The organism is Paenibacillus sinopodophylli, from assembly GCF_005930355.1.
GTDB lineage: Bacteria > Bacillota > Bacilli > Paenibacillales > Paenibacillaceae > Pristimantibacillus > Pristimantibacillus sinopodophylli.
In genome coordinates, this window is the sequence record NZ_VDBO01000001.1 from 852,806 (window position 1) to 868,132 (window position 15,327).

22 protein-coding genes are annotated in these 15,327 nt (G+C 43.0%); 3 read left to right on the plus strand and 19 right to left on the minus strand.

The annotated features are described in order from the left end of the window. Positions 1-150 precede the first annotated feature (150 nt). The 14 genes from FGT79_RS03700 to FGT79_RS03765 form a co-directional block, all read right to left on the minus strand. Entirely contained in the window at positions 151-1,518 is a 1,368-nt protein-coding gene (locus FGT79_RS03700) for a sensor histidine kinase (protein WP_138751417.1), read from the minus strand. Beyond that, positions 1,515-2,189, minus strand: a complete 675-nt coding sequence (locus tag FGT79_RS03705; protein ID WP_138751418.1) for a response regulator transcription factor — start codon at positions 2,187-2,189, stop codon at positions 1,515-1,517. Before FGT79_RS03705 ends, FGT79_RS03700 begins: the two co-directional genes overlap by 4 nt. A gap of 259 nt (positions 2,190-2,448) precedes the next feature. Beyond that, complete coding sequence (locus tag FGT79_RS03710) at positions 2,449-2,931, minus strand: nitroreductase family protein (protein ID WP_171056063.1); 483 nt, start codon at positions 2,929-2,931, stop codon at positions 2,449-2,451. A gap of 35 nt (positions 2,932-2,966) precedes the next feature. Next, on the minus strand, positions 2,967-3,536 hold the full coding sequence (locus FGT79_RS03715; RefSeq protein WP_138751420.1) for a nitroreductase family protein: 570 nt from the start codon (positions 3,534-3,536) through the stop codon (positions 2,967-2,969). Beyond that, positions 3,533-4,039, minus strand: a complete 507-nt coding sequence (locus tag FGT79_RS03720; protein WP_138751421.1) for a MarR family transcriptional regulator — start codon at positions 4,037-4,039, stop codon at positions 3,533-3,535. Before FGT79_RS03720 ends, FGT79_RS03715 begins: the two co-directional genes overlap by 4 nt. A gap of 155 nt (positions 4,040-4,194) precedes the next feature. Then, positions 4,195-4,929, minus strand: a complete 735-nt coding sequence (locus FGT79_RS03725) for a thioredoxin-like domain-containing protein (protein WP_138751422.1) — start codon at positions 4,927-4,929, stop codon at positions 4,195-4,197. Between the two features lie 58 nt (positions 4,930-4,987). Continuing rightward, positions 4,988-5,845 carry a M56 family metallopeptidase gene (locus FGT79_RS03730; protein ID WP_138751423.1) on the minus strand — a complete coding sequence of 286 codons (858 nt, stop codon included), beginning with the start codon at positions 5,843-5,845 and terminating at the stop codon, positions 4,988-4,990. Next, a complete protein-coding gene (locus tag FGT79_RS03735) occupies positions 5,842-6,261 on the minus strand; it encodes a BlaI/MecI/CopY family transcriptional regulator (RefSeq protein WP_138751424.1) in 420 nt (139 codons plus the stop codon). Before FGT79_RS03735 ends, FGT79_RS03730 begins: the two co-directional genes overlap by 4 nt. Before the next feature lie 323 nt (positions 6,262-6,584). Continuing rightward, positions 6,585-7,097 carry an acyl-CoA thioesterase gene (locus tag FGT79_RS03740; RefSeq protein WP_138751425.1) on the minus strand — a complete coding sequence of 171 codons (513 nt, stop codon included), beginning with the start codon at positions 7,095-7,097 and terminating at the stop codon, positions 6,585-6,587. 3 nt (positions 7,098-7,100) lie between these two features. Next, positions 7,101-8,066, minus strand: coding sequence for a nucleoside hydrolase (locus tag FGT79_RS03745; RefSeq protein WP_138751426.1), 966 nt, complete (start codon positions 8,064-8,066; stop codon positions 7,101-7,103). A gap of 113 nt (positions 8,067-8,179) precedes the next feature. Continuing rightward, entirely contained in the window at positions 8,180-8,911 is a 732-nt protein-coding gene (locus FGT79_RS03750; protein WP_138751427.1) for a ZIP family metal transporter, read from the minus strand. Positions 8,912-8,961: 50 nt separating this feature from the next. Beyond that, positions 8,962-9,423 carry an SRPBCC family protein gene (locus tag FGT79_RS03755; protein WP_138751428.1) on the minus strand — a complete coding sequence of 154 codons (462 nt, stop codon included), beginning with the start codon at positions 9,421-9,423 and terminating at the stop codon, positions 8,962-8,964. Positions 9,424-9,471: 48 nt separating this feature from the next. After that, entirely contained in the window at positions 9,472-9,837 is a 366-nt protein-coding gene (locus tag FGT79_RS03760) for a glyoxalase superfamily protein (RefSeq protein WP_425464984.1), read from the minus strand. A 21-nt stretch (positions 9,838-9,858) separates the two neighbouring features. After that, entirely contained in the window at positions 9,859-10,254 is a 396-nt protein-coding gene (locus FGT79_RS03765; protein ID WP_138751429.1) for a GNAT family N-acetyltransferase, read from the minus strand. 150 nt (positions 10,255-10,404) lie between these two features. Between FGT79_RS03765 and FGT79_RS32205 the strand changes: the two genes are divergently transcribed. The 3 genes from FGT79_RS32205 to FGT79_RS03780 are packed head-to-tail and all read left to right on the plus strand — an operon-like array spanning position 10,405 to position 11,438. After that, a complete protein-coding gene (locus FGT79_RS32205; RefSeq protein WP_281285897.1) occupies positions 10,405-10,956 on the plus strand; it encodes a hypothetical protein in 552 nt (183 codons plus the stop codon). Positions 10,957-10,973: 17 nt separating this feature from the next. Next, positions 10,974-11,189, plus strand: a complete 216-nt coding sequence (locus FGT79_RS03775; RefSeq protein ID WP_138751431.1) for a hypothetical protein — start codon at positions 10,974-10,976, stop codon at positions 11,187-11,189. 27 nt (positions 11,190-11,216) lie between these two features. Then, positions 11,217-11,438, plus strand: a complete 222-nt coding sequence (locus FGT79_RS03780; protein WP_138751432.1) for a hypothetical protein — start codon at positions 11,217-11,219, stop codon at positions 11,436-11,438. Between the two features lie 51 nt (positions 11,439-11,489). On the opposite strand, the gene FGT79_RS03785 is transcribed toward FGT79_RS03780, so the two are convergent. From FGT79_RS03785 to FGT79_RS03805, 5 genes are all read right to left on the minus strand, one after another. After that, positions 11,490-11,936: a hypothetical protein gene (locus FGT79_RS03785; RefSeq protein WP_138751433.1), complete on the minus strand. Its 447-nt coding sequence runs from the start codon at positions 11,934-11,936 to the stop codon at positions 11,490-11,492. 60 nt (positions 11,937-11,996) lie between these two features. Beyond that, positions 11,997-12,752, minus strand: a complete 756-nt coding sequence (gene hisA, locus FGT79_RS03790; RefSeq protein WP_138751434.1) for a phosphoribosylformimino-5-aminoimidazole carboxamide ribotide isomerase — start codon at positions 12,750-12,752, stop codon at positions 11,997-11,999. Between the two features lie 37 nt (positions 12,753-12,789). Further along, positions 12,790-13,206 carry an MmcQ/YjbR family DNA-binding protein gene (locus FGT79_RS03795; protein ID WP_246096139.1) on the minus strand — a complete coding sequence of 139 codons (417 nt, stop codon included), beginning with the start codon at positions 13,204-13,206 and terminating at the stop codon, positions 12,790-12,792. Between the two features lie 116 nt (positions 13,207-13,322). Then, the gene (locus FGT79_RS03800) at positions 13,323-13,706 is read right to left on the minus strand and encodes a zinc ribbon domain-containing protein (protein ID WP_246096141.1); all 384 of its coding nucleotides are present in this window, start codon (positions 13,704-13,706) and stop codon (positions 13,323-13,325) included. A gap of 295 nt (positions 13,707-14,001) precedes the next feature. Continuing rightward, on the minus strand, positions 14,002-15,198 hold the full coding sequence (locus tag FGT79_RS03805) for an MFS transporter (protein ID WP_138751437.1): 1,197 nt from the start codon (positions 15,196-15,198) through the stop codon (positions 14,002-14,004). Positions 15,199-15,327 lie beyond the last annotated feature (129 nt).

A 15,327-nucleotide genomic window follows, 5' to 3' on the forward strand; every position in this document is an offset into this window, starting at 1 on the left:
TGCATGAAAGAGCAGCTAAGCCAAGCTTACACGACGAAAATGTACCCTCCGTGACGACAATATGAACGGAATATGAACAAGCGAAAAATACGCCATCGCATGCAAGAAGCCTTGCACATGATGGCGTACCCTCAATTCTATTTCATTTAGTTACTCCGTCTGAATTGTGATCGGGAAAGTAACGATGAAGGTCGTTCCTCGATCAAGTTCGCTCTCCACTCTAATATCACCTTGATGAAGCGATATAATTTGTTTAACGATGGCTAGTCCCATTCCGCTGCCGTCATACTTACGACTATGGGAACGATCCGCCTTGAAAAATCGATCGAATATCCGTTTCTGATCCTCTAATGAAATTCCAATTCCCGTATCGGAGATTCGAACGGTCACGTTTTTCAAATCTTGTTTCACGCTGATGTTAATCTTGCCGCCATCCTTCGAGAATTTGATGCTGTTGCCGAGAATGTTGGTCCATACCTGATTGAGCTGGTCATGATCAGCAGTTAGCGTGACCGCTTTCAAATGAAGCTCAAATTGAATACTGCGTGCCGACCATTGCGGCTGGATTGCGACAATTACTCGCCTAATCTGTTCATCAAGTCTAAGCGACGTCAACTGCAGTTGCTGAGACTGCGACTCAAGCAAACTCAGCTTTAACAGACTATCGCTCATCTTGGACATTCGCTGTGCTTCCGAAACAATAATATCAAGGTAACGGCTTCGATCAAGCGGTGTGATGTCCTCTCGTTTAAGTGCTATTGCATAACCCGATATTGAAGTGAGTGGCGATTGAACCTCGTGCGATACATTCGTTACGAATTCTCTTCGCATCTGCTCCAATTGCTGCAGATCATGCATCATTTCTTCAAAGCTGCGTGCCAAAGTTCCCAGTTCTCCTGATTGCTTAATATTAAGTTTGACGTTAAAATCTCCAGCAGCTATTCGTCTAGTCGCTATTGTCAGCTTTTTGATTGGTCTTATAAGGAATATAGAGGCGATTAGAATGAATATGCTCCCTATAATCAATGCATAGCCTACAAAGCTCAATACCCATTTTATGACAAAAGAAGCTGAAGGAGGTGCAAGCGGCTCGATAAACAAAGCTCTTGTTCCCATTTCCGTTTCCAACGGCAAACCTAAGAGGACCGCAGCAAAGTCCTTCGTATTGTCTTCAACTATTTCGCCACTCAGGACTTTTCTCACTTGTTCTTCCGATATTGTGGCCGTACTTTGTCCAATAACTATTCCGTAAGTCTTGAACTTGTCCGTTGCTTCGTATATGCGAATATGATAGGAATTGAGCTGCTTCATTTCACTGACGAGAGAATCTGCTTCACGATACGGAATCTTTTTATAAATCTGAATAATATCTTGTCCGAAATTATGCAACAGTATTTGGGAGTTTTCTCTTAGCTTTTCTTCGAAAACCCACGCCGCTACAAAAAAAGCAATAACTGTGCTAGCGATCACAGATACAAGAAATATCAACACTACACGTGTATATAAAGATTTGATCACTCTTTCACCTCAAGCCGATAGCCAAGCCCTCGAACCGTTTCGATATGAAAATCTGGTGTTGTCACGAATCGTTCGCGCAATCGCTTAACATGTACGTCTACTGTCCGATCATCCCCAGCGTAATCTAGGCCCCAAATTTGATCGATCAACTGTTCACGCGTATATATTTGACCAGGTGTTCCAGCGAGCTTGTACAACAATTCAAATTCCTTAAGCGGCAGAGTGAGCGAATTCGTGCCATTTACTACTTTATAAATCTGCCGATCTAGAATCACATTTCCCAAACGGATCGTCTGAGTGGAGCCGATACGATAACGTTTCAGCAACGCTCTAACGCGCGCCGTCAGCTCCAACGGATCAAATGGTTTTGTCAAATAATCATCTGTTCCTAACTGGAAGCCTTTCACTTTCTCCCAAGTTTCGCCTCTTGCAGTTAGCATAAGCAGCGGAAGATCTGGATTGCTTCTCCTAAGATCCTTGCATAATGTCCAACCATCCATAATCGGCATCATGATATCAAGCACGACAAGATCGATATGCATCGAGCCATAGACAGCCAGTGCTTCCTTGCCATCGGCTGCTTCCACCGTTTCGAACCCATCGTTGCGAAGAAACAAACAGACAAGTTCGCGAATGTTCGCATCATCATCAGTAACTAGTATTGTAGGCATTCGTTCCCTCACTCCTTGTTGTCCATTCCACTAAATCCTAACCATTATACTATATAAAGATTTGAAACACCGAATAACATGGATAGAGGAATAAGCAGCCAGCTAAACCCATCTGAAATTCAGTGTTAAATGAGCCGGGGACAAGAAATGATTATACGTTTTCTTGAAAATAAAAAAACTCTTTCGAGCGACGATGATTTCCTACGGGTTTCATAACCAGAAAGAAAATCAGATTGCTGAAAGAGTTATCCACTAGCACCTAACATTCGCTAATACGAAGCGTAGGGAATGGATCTGCATCAGTGGCATCATGGCTTGCCATATACCCGATGTCAAGGATAGCTGCAATTCGTTCATTATCTCGAATACCTAAACTTTCACATAAAATACGCTCATACATCCAGTCCTTTATGTGAACATTCACTCCAATATGTTGATCTAGACAAAGCAGCTTCAAATTTTGGATCAAGCAGTAAACGGCTGCCAAATCCTCAGCCTGCTTGTGCTCTTCTCCTGCTGCTGTTGCAATAACAACAAGATGTGCCGGGGCCTCATGATGAAGAGGCAAAGCCTTCCTTTGGTGCTCCACTTCCACAAAGAGAAATCGCCAAGGCTCTCTCAAACCATCATTCGGTGCCCATACAGCGGTTTCCAACAGGTGCAGGATCGGCTCGAATGTGATTGTTTTTTGTTCAAACTGAGCATAACCGCTGATTTTCTCCAACGGGATTATTACGGACATGTCTTTCATCTCCTTTTCTTCAATGGTCCAATGATTTATATATTCGGCCAATAATGCGATTTCTTAGCAGCGGATGTACGATTGCGAGGACGAGGTGTTTTGGCAATGAATCCAAAGTGTATAATACCGACTAGACGCTCACCATCTGTAAGTCCAAGTTTCTCAAATAACGCCGGCGTATACAATATCTCATCTGAACGCCAGTACATGCCAAGCCCCTTCTCCCAAGCTAACAACTGTAAACTTTGCAAAAAGAAACAGGCTTGAGCATACTGCTCATCCTTCTGTTCCGCAGACTCGTGATCTTCCACAATGACAGCCAAATGACCTGGAACCTCAGCAAATCGCTTATAAAACGTCTCAATAATTGGATTAGGCATGAATCTCCCCATAGTCGTGCGAGCAAAAGCATTCGTCATATAGCGAGATAAACGGTCTTTGGACTCTCGTTGATTGGCAACGATTATCCGCATGGCTTGCAGTATCTGCCTATCGCATAGATTTCCAGCCTGCTCTAGCAGTTCATAAATCAGACGATCTGGTACATCCTGGTCCTTAAATTTCCGAATGCTTCTTCTCTCTTTCACAATAGTCGCTACACTCATTCTTTATCCTCCTTCTCTACTATACGTTCCTCCAGTGAACCGCTAAGATCTTTCAGAAAACGACTAATCACCTGCAACTCCTCTGAATGATAAGCCTCCAAAAAATGATGGAACTTCTCTTCCTCTATGCGATGAATTTGCAAGTGCAGTTCAAAAATCGCCCTGCCTTTCTCTGTAAGCACGAAATAGATTTCTTTCTTATTCTCATTTTGCCGCTTGCGCTTGACCAACCCGTCCAGCAACAGCTTGCTGCCAATTTTCGTAATGCTGGCTTTGGACAAATTCATGCGTTCTGCGATCGAAGTACTATTAATCGGCTCGTTTTTACCAATGCAGTCAATAACATGGACACTCGTCATATGTCTTGGAAACGTTTCAATAGCTTCACTCATTACAAAGTCAAGAAATATGTCAATCTCCGTATCAGCAAACCGCTCTATCGCGTGAACAAACTGCAAAAAATGATTGTATAGAAGCTGCTTATGGATATGCTTTTCGTTCATTTCCACCCTCTCTTCTGGAACTGCTTCGGAATATTGTTTACTTGTAAACAATATAACTGATAATTATTATCAATGTCAAACGAATTCCGCTGTAGCTAAAAAAAAGCTTAACCCCTTCCACAACTACTGGACAGGTTAAGCTTCTTGAACTGTTCTTACATCGTGCCACCGCCGCGACGGATTTGTGCAGGAATTTTCTCAGGACCTTCATTAATGTACGTATAAATAAATGTAGCTATCTTAGCCTCGTCAAATGTTGGAAGCTCCATCGTCTTCGTCCACGCAGTGACAACGACCTCTTGACCTTCTGGAATATCCTCGCTTGGAACCGCTAGAATTCCCGCTCCCGCTTCCCTGAAATTAACCAGGTATTTCAACAGCTCGATCACTTGCGCATCTGCCTCAGCACGGTAATAGATGATAATATCACCATGCTCCAAGTTATGAACGAGCATTTCGTTTGCTGGCTTTTCTGTATAGAATCCAAACTTCAAATCATGCGGACTATGTGTACCAGAAGTAGGAATCTTCATTTCATACTCAACCGGATCATCCGTGTGATCCGCTCCATAATACGTATCCTCATTTACGTTGATTTCAGCTTTCATGTTCAAATCATTCACATTATACGATTTAGTCAAATCTCGTCCAAAATGAACAATGACCACAATAATCGATAAGCTTAACAAAAGATGTGCCGCTACTTTCATTTTTTTCGTCTTTTTCCGAATAGCTGCCTTCTGTTCCTTTTTCAAGCTGCTTGTGTTTTCCTTATTCCATTTCGATGCATACCAATAGCTAATGAGAGCAAGCAATAAAATAACAGCGGCAGTATACAATAAAAAGTAGGTTGAGCCTGATTGCTCGTGTAGCAAAAGATGTGATTCCATGTGTAATTAAAACGCTCCTTTTTGCACTACATAATGTAGTTTTTATATTCAAAAAAAACTAGGTGATCGCTAATGCAATCATGCCCATAAATAAGAGCATAACAGGGATAGAAATCACGATAGTTGTCATATTTAAACGCACAGGTATGGCTTCATTCGGATCAATCAACTGCTGAAGCCTATAATTTACAACGCCATCAGAGAAATAGACGAGAACAGGCGTTGGATGATCACTAAAGCCTTTCTTGATCAGCTTCAGCAGCGCTCCTCCCAAACCTAGCTCAGATCCAGTCTGGCGGATCGCGGACTCATCTGCGAGCAGCTCGCTAATTAATTTGTAATTGTGGTATGACCATCTTGTAAGTGGTATAAACCAAAGTGATTGTGAAATCAACTGAAGTATAAATATTTTCAAAGAATCATAATGGGACTGATGGAAAGCTTCATGAGCGATAACCGCCTCCAGCTCCTGTTCGTCCAGCAGATCAATCAGACCACTTGATAATACCACCATTGGTCTTCTAACGCCAACTGTAAACGCCATCGCCTGCTCATGATCAATGACGATAATGTGTTGATTCAGTGGTTTGTACATTTGAATGACATGCGCTGTCAAATCAATATTTCGAAGCGACATAAGCCTTTGTTTGAATCGTTTGGAATGTACAAATTGTTGATAGATCTTCAAACAAACAATTAGTAGGGCATATGCGATTAATGCATTCAGAAACGTGATGACTAAAAAATAATACAAGGATTTCTCTCTAAATAAGCTCACACAAAATTTGAAAAAATTAACCTTTACATCAGCACCGAAGAAGAGGTTAGCCAAATACATGCCCATCTGTCCCCATACCACAACTGCGATTCCTATGCTGATTGCCATAATAAATGTGGACTTGCGCTTCCATCTCATGACGGCTTATCCTTCTTTAATTGTGCAAGCTTACTTTCTAATTTATCCAGCAAGGACTGATCGACATCTTTAATCGCATCAATCATATGATTAATGACGACTCCGCCGAATTCATCAAGCAAATTTTCCGTTAGCCGCTTAGATTGTTCTTCAATGAACAACTCCTTCGAGGCGGTTGGGCAAAATAAAGAGGATCTGCCTTTTGATCTTTTTTGCAAAATTCCTTTTTCTACAAGCCGGTTCATTACTGTCATTACTGTATTGAAATTGGTTTGTTTTTCTTTCTCCAGACGAAGCTGTACTTCTTTAATACTTAGCTCATCTGCATCCCATAGGATCTCCATAATTTTAGATTCCAATGAACCAAAAAAACGATTCAAGCCAACTTCACCGTATTTAAAATGTTTAATGTCCATGGCAATCTCCTTTCACTACATATTATAGTGCAGCAAAACGATCATTTCAAGTGATGGCATTTGCACTCATAGGACCATACAGAACATATGTTCTATACCCATTAAAACGGCATTTTCGCTCATTTAACCATATATATCGACGAAATAACCATTTGAACCCATATATAAGCATTCGATCAAATAATGACAACACATCAATCAGAACATACGTTCCCTACCCGCGTTTTCAGCATATTTTGGCAGCTATTTTACGAATAATGATCGTTTTCCTTATAAAAAAGCCTGCAACAGCATCGATTGCTGCTACAGGCTTATCGAATAGATTAGTCCCAAGGATGCTTAACCGTTAAGAAACCGGCAAATTTCTTACTTTCGTCGCGTCTGATCTTACGCATTTCCGCACGTTGCGGTGCCGTTTCGTACAATTTCAGTTCTTCTTCCGTTTCTGGAACGACTAGTGGCACTGGGACAGGCTTACGATTCTCGTCGAGTGCGACAAAGGTTAAAAAGGATGTTGCAGCTACTTTACGTTCCCCGCTCAGCAAGTCTTCTTTGATAACTTTCACGAATACTTCAACGGACGTACGGCCTGTCCACGTTACGAACGATTCTAGACATACGGAATCGGAAGGACGAATAGGATGCAAGAAATCGACCGAGTCCGTAGAGGCTGTTACTACCGATCGTCTGCAATGCTTCGTTGCCGCAATCGATGCGATGTCGTCGATATAAGCCATTAGCTTGCCGCCAAACAGCGTATTATGATTGTTTACATCAGGCGGAAATACGCGAGCTGTTTTGTAACACTTTGATTCACGCGAGTATCGTTGTTCCATCGCTTAACTATCCTCTCTAATAAAAACGGATAACAGCTCTTCAATCGCTTTTTCTTGATCGACTTCTAAACAGAAGTTAATCGGTCTACCCACTGCAGCTTTCACACGACGATCGGTTATGATCATGCCCGCAGTATAGCCTACGCCGCAATCAATAGTTGCATGGATCGACTGTGTTTGCAGTAAGGACGGATGAACGGCTGCGATGACAGCTAGAGGATCATGCATCGGACATTCACCGTCGAAATCGTTCGATAACGTATAGAAATCAAAATATATCTGCAGCGCCGAATTCATAAAGTTAAATACATCGCGCTTACTTGGAGGAACGACAAGTGACAATTCGGATAAATGCCGCTTCGTTAAGCGTGTCTGCTGTGTTACATCTAATCCTACGATCAAAAGTGGAAGCTCGGATTCGAATACGATTGCCGCGGCTTCCGGGTCTCCATACAGATTCGCTTCGCTCACAGGGGTAATGTTGCCAGGAGCAAATACGGTGCCACCCATAACTACTACCTGCTTGAACTTGGATACTATGCTTGGATCAAGCTGCAGCGCCAAAGCTAAATTTGTCAATCTGCCTACGGTTACAAGCGTGAGCTCGCCAGGCGCTTCATTTACCTTGCGAACGATGAATGCTGCTGCAGATTCTTCTAGTGCCTGTACCTCAGACGGAGGAAGAATAGCATCTCCAATTCCATTATGCCCATGAATATGAGGAACAGCACCAGGGAACAAACGCTTTAAGGGTCCTGCTGCTCCCTTTGCCACTGGTACCTCATAGCCGCAGTTTGCTGCTTTAATTACCCTCAGTGTATTCTCGGTCGCTTGATCAACGTCTGTATTGCCGAAACCCGTTGTGATGCCCTCTACCTTGACGTCAGGTGATAGTAATGCGTACAATATCGCCAAAGCATCATCAATGCCTGTATCTACATCAAGAAGCAATCTGTTTTTCGTCGACATGTCATGATACCTCCTTCTACTATCGTATATTGTAATCGATTCATCTAGAAAATACGATAAATCATCAAAAAGTTTGTTTTATTTTACGAAATAAAGACATATTTTTGTATAGATTAACCAAAATAAAAACTGATATAAATCATAATGAGCAAACCGATAATAAAGGAATAGGTCGCTGACCGCTCATAGCCATGACCATGCGTTTCTGGAATGAGCTCCTTATAGACGATAAACAGCATCGCACCTGATGCAAATGCTAGTCCGTAGCCAATAAGCCCTTCGATATAGCTTGCGGCAAAATAACCAACAATTGCGGACACGACCTCCATAAGTCCTGTCAGCGTGACGATCAGCATGAGCTTCAGCTTGCTTACCTTGGAGTGGATGAGGAAGATCGCTAGGACAAGCCCTTCCGGCATATTCTGTGCCCCAATCGCAATAGCCACCATTGGACCGAGTCCGCCATTCGAGCTTGCATAACTGAATCCGGTACTTAACCCTTCAGGAATATTATGTATAAATAGAGCGAAAATAACGAGCAATGACTTGCTGTCAAACGACGATACCCCGCGTTTTTGCTCAATATCGATATGCGGTAAATTTTTCTCTAACAGATCCAGTGCAATTACGCCAATAAGCAAGCCTAGTGTTAATGGAATAATACCCGATTCCTTCAACGCTTGTGGCAGCAAGCCGAATGTCGATGCCGACACCATAATGCCTGCTGTGAAAGCGATAAGCACATCCTTCCACTTCTCCGAAAGGCTTTTGACAAAGAGCAGCGGCACAGCACCGAGTACCGTTGCCATTGCGGATATAAAACTGCCGACGAGCGCTTCTACCATGCTGCTTCTCCTAACTGGGCGGAGCTTTACTCCGAAGATATTGCAAACAACTATCCTTCAGGCTGTTCAGCCCATAGTTTCAATTGTTTGTTGCGATGATCTAAAAACTTTCTCATATATCTCTTTAATATGAGCCGCTCTGTTATCCATCCTAGCATACCTAGAGGTGCTTCAAAACGCAGTACATCAGTCATTAACGTGCCACTATCCCGCTTCTCGAAATGATGCTCATGTCGAAGAGCTTTAAAAGCACCTTTTTGCGTCTCATCCACGAAAAAGAATGGGATGTCCATCTCCGTAATCTTCGAGGTCAATCGCTGGCGTACACCAAAATGAGTAGCTTCAAACGTAACAAGCTCACCTTTTTGGATTAGGCCACTTGTTACTCCCTCCACCGCTTTTTCTCTTGTGTGTTTCCACACTGTTTTTGTATGTATATCGATATCGCGTGCTAGATCGAAACAAATCTCAATTGGTGCATCGATATAGATTTCAGTTACAACTTCAACCATTATAAACACCGCTTTTCTTATTCAGCATGATCCCATTGTTCTTCTCAATCATGCCTCTTTGCTCGAATAGAAATGAAGCCGATTGCCAAATGGATCTGTAAGTTTTACTGCATGCCATTCCTTATCAAAGCCTGGTCTAGCGTAGGTGTACGATTTACTTAACAGATGCTTCTGAAGGGCTTCTGCATCTTCTACTTCAATTCGGATTGCGGAGCCCGGCGTAGCATCGCCGTAATGCTCAGAGAGATGGATAATACATTCTCCATTGGAGATCTGCATATAGAGAGGCATATCGGGTTCATAACGATGTTCCCAATCACAAGTGAATGCTAAGAAATCGAGATAAAACTCGCGCGCCTTCTTTTCATCAAATATACGTAGAATGGGAACGGCACTTTTCATGGCTGTTTTCATTTACTTACACCTCCACTTTCATTAGCTCTCTCTCGGAATAACAAAGCATTTATCGGTATTTGTAAATCCGATTCGTGGATAATAATCCAATGCTGTAGGCGCTGATAGAAGAACAAGCGAAACTTCGGGACCAAGCTTTGCCCTCAGATGCTCAACCAGCTGCTTGCCAATACCTAGCTTCTGATAATCCTTGCTGACGGCTAGATCAGACAGATAGCAGCAATATACATAATCGGTTATAGCACGGGCAATTCCGACGAGCTTATCCCCGTCCCATGCACTAACCAATTCGTCAGCATGATCAATCATTTTCTGAAGTCGCTCTAGGTTCTGAAAAGGTCTTTTAATACCTGATTGCTCGAACACTTGGGATAATTGCTCGGCTGTAACCGTTCTATTCGTATCGTAATTGATCATAATCAATCGTCCCCTTTCAACTTGAAAATCTATGAAAACACGCCTAACTATCGTCGTTCCAACCATATTTAGTTGAATCCCCAGTCCGTTTCATGGCTCCGAAGGATACATATATAGAAGGCAAAAAATCGGTTTAGGAGGGATATGATAGTGATAGCTTCATCCAAGGCTTCAGCGGAACGGTTAAGAAAAAACGGGCATCCCAAGAGAAAATTCGTTTGCCAGAAAAAGAAACATAGACCTGCAGCTTGTTTGAAACCTAGAAGAGTCATTAAGTGCTCGCGAGGTGCAGAAGGACCTCCAGGTCCAGCAGGTAGAAACGGCTTGCAAGGTGCCATCGGCCCAGCTGGAATTCCCGGCCCTCAGGGTACAAGTGGAGTTCCGGGACCACAAGGTGCACCGGGATTGCAAGGTTTCCCTGGAGCAGCAGGCTCTCAAGGTCCGCAAGGGATTCAGGGTGTTCAAGGACCTCCGGGTACATCAAGTTCTTCCGACTACACCGAGTTGATTATACTGCTCAATGGGTATGAAACGGCCGGATTCGTCATCAATGTGATGACACCAGGACAGCCGAATGGGTTTGCAGGTACAGTGAATGCTGTACTTGAGACCCTCGTTCAGCTCATAACGTTGACAGGCTCCGTTATGACGGTTCCGTTAAGCCATATTACGAATATTGAGCTGCTATCCCAGCCCACATAGAAAAGAGGAATCGGCTTATGTCAACATCGCTTTCAGGCGATTTGCTTCCTTTGATCGGCAGAGAAGTATTCGTCATGACAAACGGCTACGGCCAAGTTGCCATTATCGGCAGACTCGATCAGGTCGGCAATGATTTCATACTTGTATCCTTCGAACAGGATAAATTCCTTTACGAGATAAGAATATTGTATGCAACCATTATTTATGTGCATGAGAATCCTGCAAGCTTATAGCAAGCACCTATGGAAGGAAGGATCATTATGGCGATTGTATCCAATAATCATTTCATACTGCCTGGTTCTGCCCTATATGGGCTGTTGAGAAACAATCAAGGTACTTTAATGGATATTACGACAGCAAGCGGAGTCCATTCAGGAAAATTGCTATCGTTCAATACGAATTTCATCACACTCGTCTCGCCTGAAGGAAACCCTGTTTATGTGCGCGCTTCAGAAATGGTTTCCTTTACGTTCTTAGTCTAAAAAAGAGGCTGGCTATGCTGCGATTTCACTCGACAAGCTGCCAGCCTCTTTTTAATCCATAAATGATTCCCTCGTTTGATCGGCAATGTAGTTCGATATGGCTCTCTGCAGCCCATCGAATAATTCATCGGTTTCCCAAATGACTTTAAAACCCATAGCCAGCGAGGCACCAAGCTCATTTCCTAGTGGCATTTGCAGCCAATCCTCATTAGCAATACCATAATCAGCTTCAATGCCGCTTTCATAAACCACTTTTATCGAGGTGAGCTTGTTGTATTCCTCCACAGAAGCTTGCTCAAGTGACTCAAACGAAAATTGATGTAAAATAGCTTCGGCCAACTTTTGCTTCTTGTCGGTAATCAGTAAAAAACTCAAGTTGGAATCTTCCTCATTCTCATCGTCTGCACAGAGACCAATAAGAGCAATTCCATCCACATAGGTCTGCTTGCCAGCCCATTCCACGAATGCATACATCAGCTTGTAATGATCAGGTCTCATTCGTCATGTCCCTTCTATACAACTAGCAATAAAGCCATACATCCCGCTCGCCTCGTCCGATTATAACTGTTTCTGCTTACTATATGCCACGACCTCTTCATAGGATAAATGACCACCAAATATATCAAGGGCACTCCCAATCGTTAGATCAAGCTTCCCTTTCGACAACGTATTGAACTGATCCATATCCGCAAGCGATCTAGCTCCACCCGCGTAAGTAGTCGGAATGCTGACCCAATCCGCAAGTGCGCTGACAAGACTTTGCTGAATGCCGCGCTGCTTTCCTTCCACATCTACAGCATGTACCAGAAATTCGTCGCAATATTGCTCAAGAAATCGAATATTTTCCTGATTCACTTCAAAGTCGCTGAATTGCTTCCATTGATTCGTTACTACAAACCACTTGCCATCCTTTTCTTTGCAACTAAGATCGATGACGAGACGGTCTTTGCCCACCACAGATACGATTCTCGAGAGATGGTCCTCATTAAGCTGTCCATCTTTGAATATGTAAGAGGTTACGATAATATGCGAAGCACCTTTTTCCAAATAGAAAGCAGCATTATCCGCTGTGATGCCTCCTCCTATTTGAAGCCCGCCTGGATAATGCTCTAGTGCAAGAATGGCCGCCTCTTCATTACCGCCACCAAGCATGATGACATGCCCGCCAGTTAAGGCATCCTTCTGGAATAGCTCTGCATAATAGGCAGAATCCTGTTTCGAAACAAAGTTTTCTATAATTTCAGTATTGAGTGTTTCTCCAACGATTTGTTTTACTTTCCCATCATGCAAATCGATACAAGGTCTGAATTTCAACGTGATTCCTCTATTCTTTAAGTTCTTTGCTAGCAAGTTATTCCTTTAAAAAATAACCTAATGAACGCTTTAAATCAACTAAAAGCTTCTTAGGTGCTTTTGTCAGATAGGCATCTTGTATAACCCCGACAAGATCATGCCATTCCGCATCGCGATCCAATCGAACTCCAATCCAGCCCAAGTGCCCAACGTAGCCGGGACGGAAATAGACAGCTGAATCGGATTCGATTAGCTGGGCTTGCATACCTTCTGGTGCCGCGCACCATAGAGCAACCTTCCCATCGTTATGATGATTGTTATGGAACTGCACGAATGATTTCTTCTCAGCTACAAAAAAAGTCGGCGCTCCATGGCTAATACGCTCGCTAGTTCCGGGGAAAGACAAACATAACGCTCTGACTCGGTCGAGTATTTCACTATAATCAAAAAAATGTTCATTCTCATCCTGTTCCAAGCAGCAGCGCCTCCGTCCGAATTGTACATCTTGGAAGTATTTTACCACAAGGTGCATGCTTTTGCTTAAATCATGCAAGGGTTATAACGTAGCTTCGGTTAATTGATACTCAAATATTAACTCCCAAACAAAACATCGATTATGGAGCCCAGTTTCCCTACCTTATGACCTTCTAGAACATTCGGATCATATACCTCCACAGAGCCACAATTCCTACAAGATACGAACAAATAGTGGTTGTGCTGGATATCAAGCAGCTTACTCAAACCTGCACCAGTCATTGCGACTTCTTTAATCATACAATCCGTTTCGTTACATTTAGCACACTTGAAGTTATTTTCGATTACTTCATTAACGGTTACTTCCTCCATACTAGCATGGCTACCCACATGTATCTCTGATGGAAAATCTTCTTCCGTGACCTCGTATAGTTTATTTCTACAGTTTGGGCATCTTCCCTTTACAATCTCCACTTCATGGTTACACCATGGGCATTCCACTTCACTATCACTCCTTCTGTAAAGTACTTAATACAAAACAGCGTCGAATATTCAGACGGGATAGGTGTGCTGACACATCCATAGCTTTAATGAGTTGCTCTATAGCTGATTAACATGAAATGCTCTCCGTCTAATCATTCGATTACGGTGTTTCAATATCCTTCCAGTTTATTGAAATGAAACCTCAAGCTGCAAGTTAACCTGACCGTTTGCGTAATCAATTCCAGTTGCACATTTGATTTTCAACTAACGATCATGTTGTAATTTGTAGTCGATGCTCATTTACAACTCCCATTTATGCCACTATTTGAAGCTTGTCCCTCTGTTCAAGCTTCATGCTTATACCCGTTAGTACGACAGCCATAGTAACCATAATGCCTCCGAACCATGGGGTATGAATGAGGCCGATTGAATCGGTAACGACTCCGCCCAAATAGGCACCAATGGCAATGCCGGCATTGAAGGCCGCAATGTTGATCGCTGATGCGACATCGACCCCGCCAGGCATCAAGCGCTCAGCCAGCATAACGACATAAACCTGAAGCCCTGCTACGTTCATGAAGTGGAAAAAACCCATGCCAAGAATCGTGAGCAATGCTGCTACTTTGAAAGACACCGTGAAGGATAACACAAATAGCACCGCAGCTTGAATGATAAACATATAGAACAGCGTTTGAAGCGGCTTGTGATTAGCAAGCTTGCCACCAATCATGTTTCCAACCGCAATCGCTATACCATACACCAAAAGAATCACTGTGACATCCTTCTGCCTGAACCCGGATATTTCTTGAAGCAAAGGGGCTAAATAAGTAAAGACAGCGAACGTCCCCCCATAACCAAGTGCAGTAATGAAAAACATAAGCAGCAATCTGCTGCTCGTAAACAACTTTAACTGCTCACCCATTGTAATCGGTGTTCCTTTGTGTAAATCAGATGGAACAAGGATGATGTTGGCAACAAAGGCAATTAAGCCTACAATTACAATCGCGATAAAAGCGGCTCTCCAACCTAGCTGCTGTCCGATATACGTGCCAATGGGAACGCCCGTAATCGTAGCAACCGTAAGTCCTGTGAACATGATTGCAATTGCACTAGCTCTACGATTCTGAGGTACAACATCAGCAGCGATCGTGGAGCCGATTGACATGAACACGCCATGCGACAAGGCCGATATAATTCTGGCAATCAGAAGCCATTCAATCGTCGTTGCTGCAGCAGCCATCGTGTTGCCGATCATAAAGACAACCATAATCCAAAGCAGCAGCGCTTTCCTCGGTATTTTAGTCGATAAGGATGTAAGGATTGGTGCCCCGAAGGTAACGCCAAGCGCATACAAAGTAACCGTTAATCCTGCCGTTGTAACCGATATATTCAAATCCTCCGAGATGAGCGGCAGCAAGCCGACACTTATAAATTCCGTCGTTCCTATAGCAAATGCACTGACCGCTAAAGCAAGCAGCGCTAAAGTGCTTCTTCTTTTTTCTATTGTCATGATTTTTCTCCCCAATCCCTCTTCTTCTGCTGGAAATCGTTATAGCTTAGATCGGCCGATGAATGTTATTATCGTTTATACCGAGGGATTTAACTAGTACGTACTTATAAGTACGATAGGTACTTTTTA

Bases quoted from the DNA above. Each gene is read 5' to 3' on its own strand.
- FGT79_RS03705 (WP_138751418.1), bottom strand. From the start codon at position 2,189: ATGCCTACAATACTAGTTACTGATGATGATGCGAACATTCGCGAACTT.
- FGT79_RS03710 (WP_171056063.1), bottom strand. From the start codon at position 2,931: ATGTCCGTAATAATCCCGTTGGAGAAAATCAGCGGTTATGCTCAGTTT.
- FGT79_RS03715 (WP_138751420.1), bottom strand. From the start codon at position 3,536: ATGAGTGTAGCGACTATTGTGAAAGAGAGAAGAAGCATTCGGAAATTT.
- FGT79_RS03720 (WP_138751421.1), bottom strand. From the start codon at position 4,039: ATGAACGAAAAGCATATCCATAAGCAGCTTCTATACAATCATTTTTTG.
- FGT79_RS03725 (WP_138751422.1), bottom strand. From the start codon at position 4,929: ATGGAATCACATCTTTTGCTACACGAGCAATCAGGCTCAACCTACTTT.
- FGT79_RS03730 (WP_138751423.1), bottom strand. From the start codon at position 5,845: ATGAGATGGAAGCGCAAGTCCACATTTATTATGGCAATCAGCATAGGA.
- FGT79_RS03735 (WP_138751424.1), bottom strand. From the start codon at position 6,261: ATGGACATTAAACATTTTAAATACGGTGAAGTTGGCTTGAATCGTTTT.
- FGT79_RS03740 (WP_138751425.1), bottom strand. From the start codon at position 7,097: ATGGAACAACGATACTCGCGTGAATCAAAGTGTTACAAAACAGCTCGC.
- FGT79_RS03745 (WP_138751426.1), bottom strand. From the start codon at position 8,066: ATGTCGACGAAAAACAGATTGCTTCTTGATGTAGATACAGGCATTGAT.
- FGT79_RS03750 (WP_138751427.1), bottom strand. From the start codon at position 8,911: ATGGTAGAAGCGCTCGTCGGCAGTTTTATATCCGCAATGGCAACGGTA.
- FGT79_RS03755 (WP_138751428.1), bottom strand. From the start codon at position 9,423: ATGGTTGAAGTTGTAACTGAAATCTATATCGATGCACCAATTGAGATT.
- FGT79_RS03760 (WP_425464984.1), bottom strand. From the start codon at position 9,837: ATGAAAACAGCCATGAAAAGTGCCGTTCCCATTCTACGTATATTTGAT.
- FGT79_RS03765 (WP_138751429.1), bottom strand. From the start codon at position 10,254: ATGATCAATTACGATACGAATAGAACGGTTACAGCCGAGCAATTATCC.
- FGT79_RS03775 (WP_138751431.1), top strand. From the start codon at position 10,974: ATGTCAACATCGCTTTCAGGCGATTTGCTTCCTTTGATCGGCAGAGAA.
- FGT79_RS03780 (WP_138751432.1), top strand. From the start codon at position 11,217: ATGGCGATTGTATCCAATAATCATTTCATACTGCCTGGTTCTGCCCTA.
- FGT79_RS03785 (WP_138751433.1), bottom strand. From the start codon at position 11,936: ATGAGACCTGATCATTACAAGCTGATGTATGCATTCGTGGAATGGGCT.
- FGT79_RS03805 (WP_138751437.1), bottom strand. From the start codon at position 15,198: ATGACAATAGAAAAAAGAAGAAGCACTTTAGCGCTGCTTGCTTTAGCG.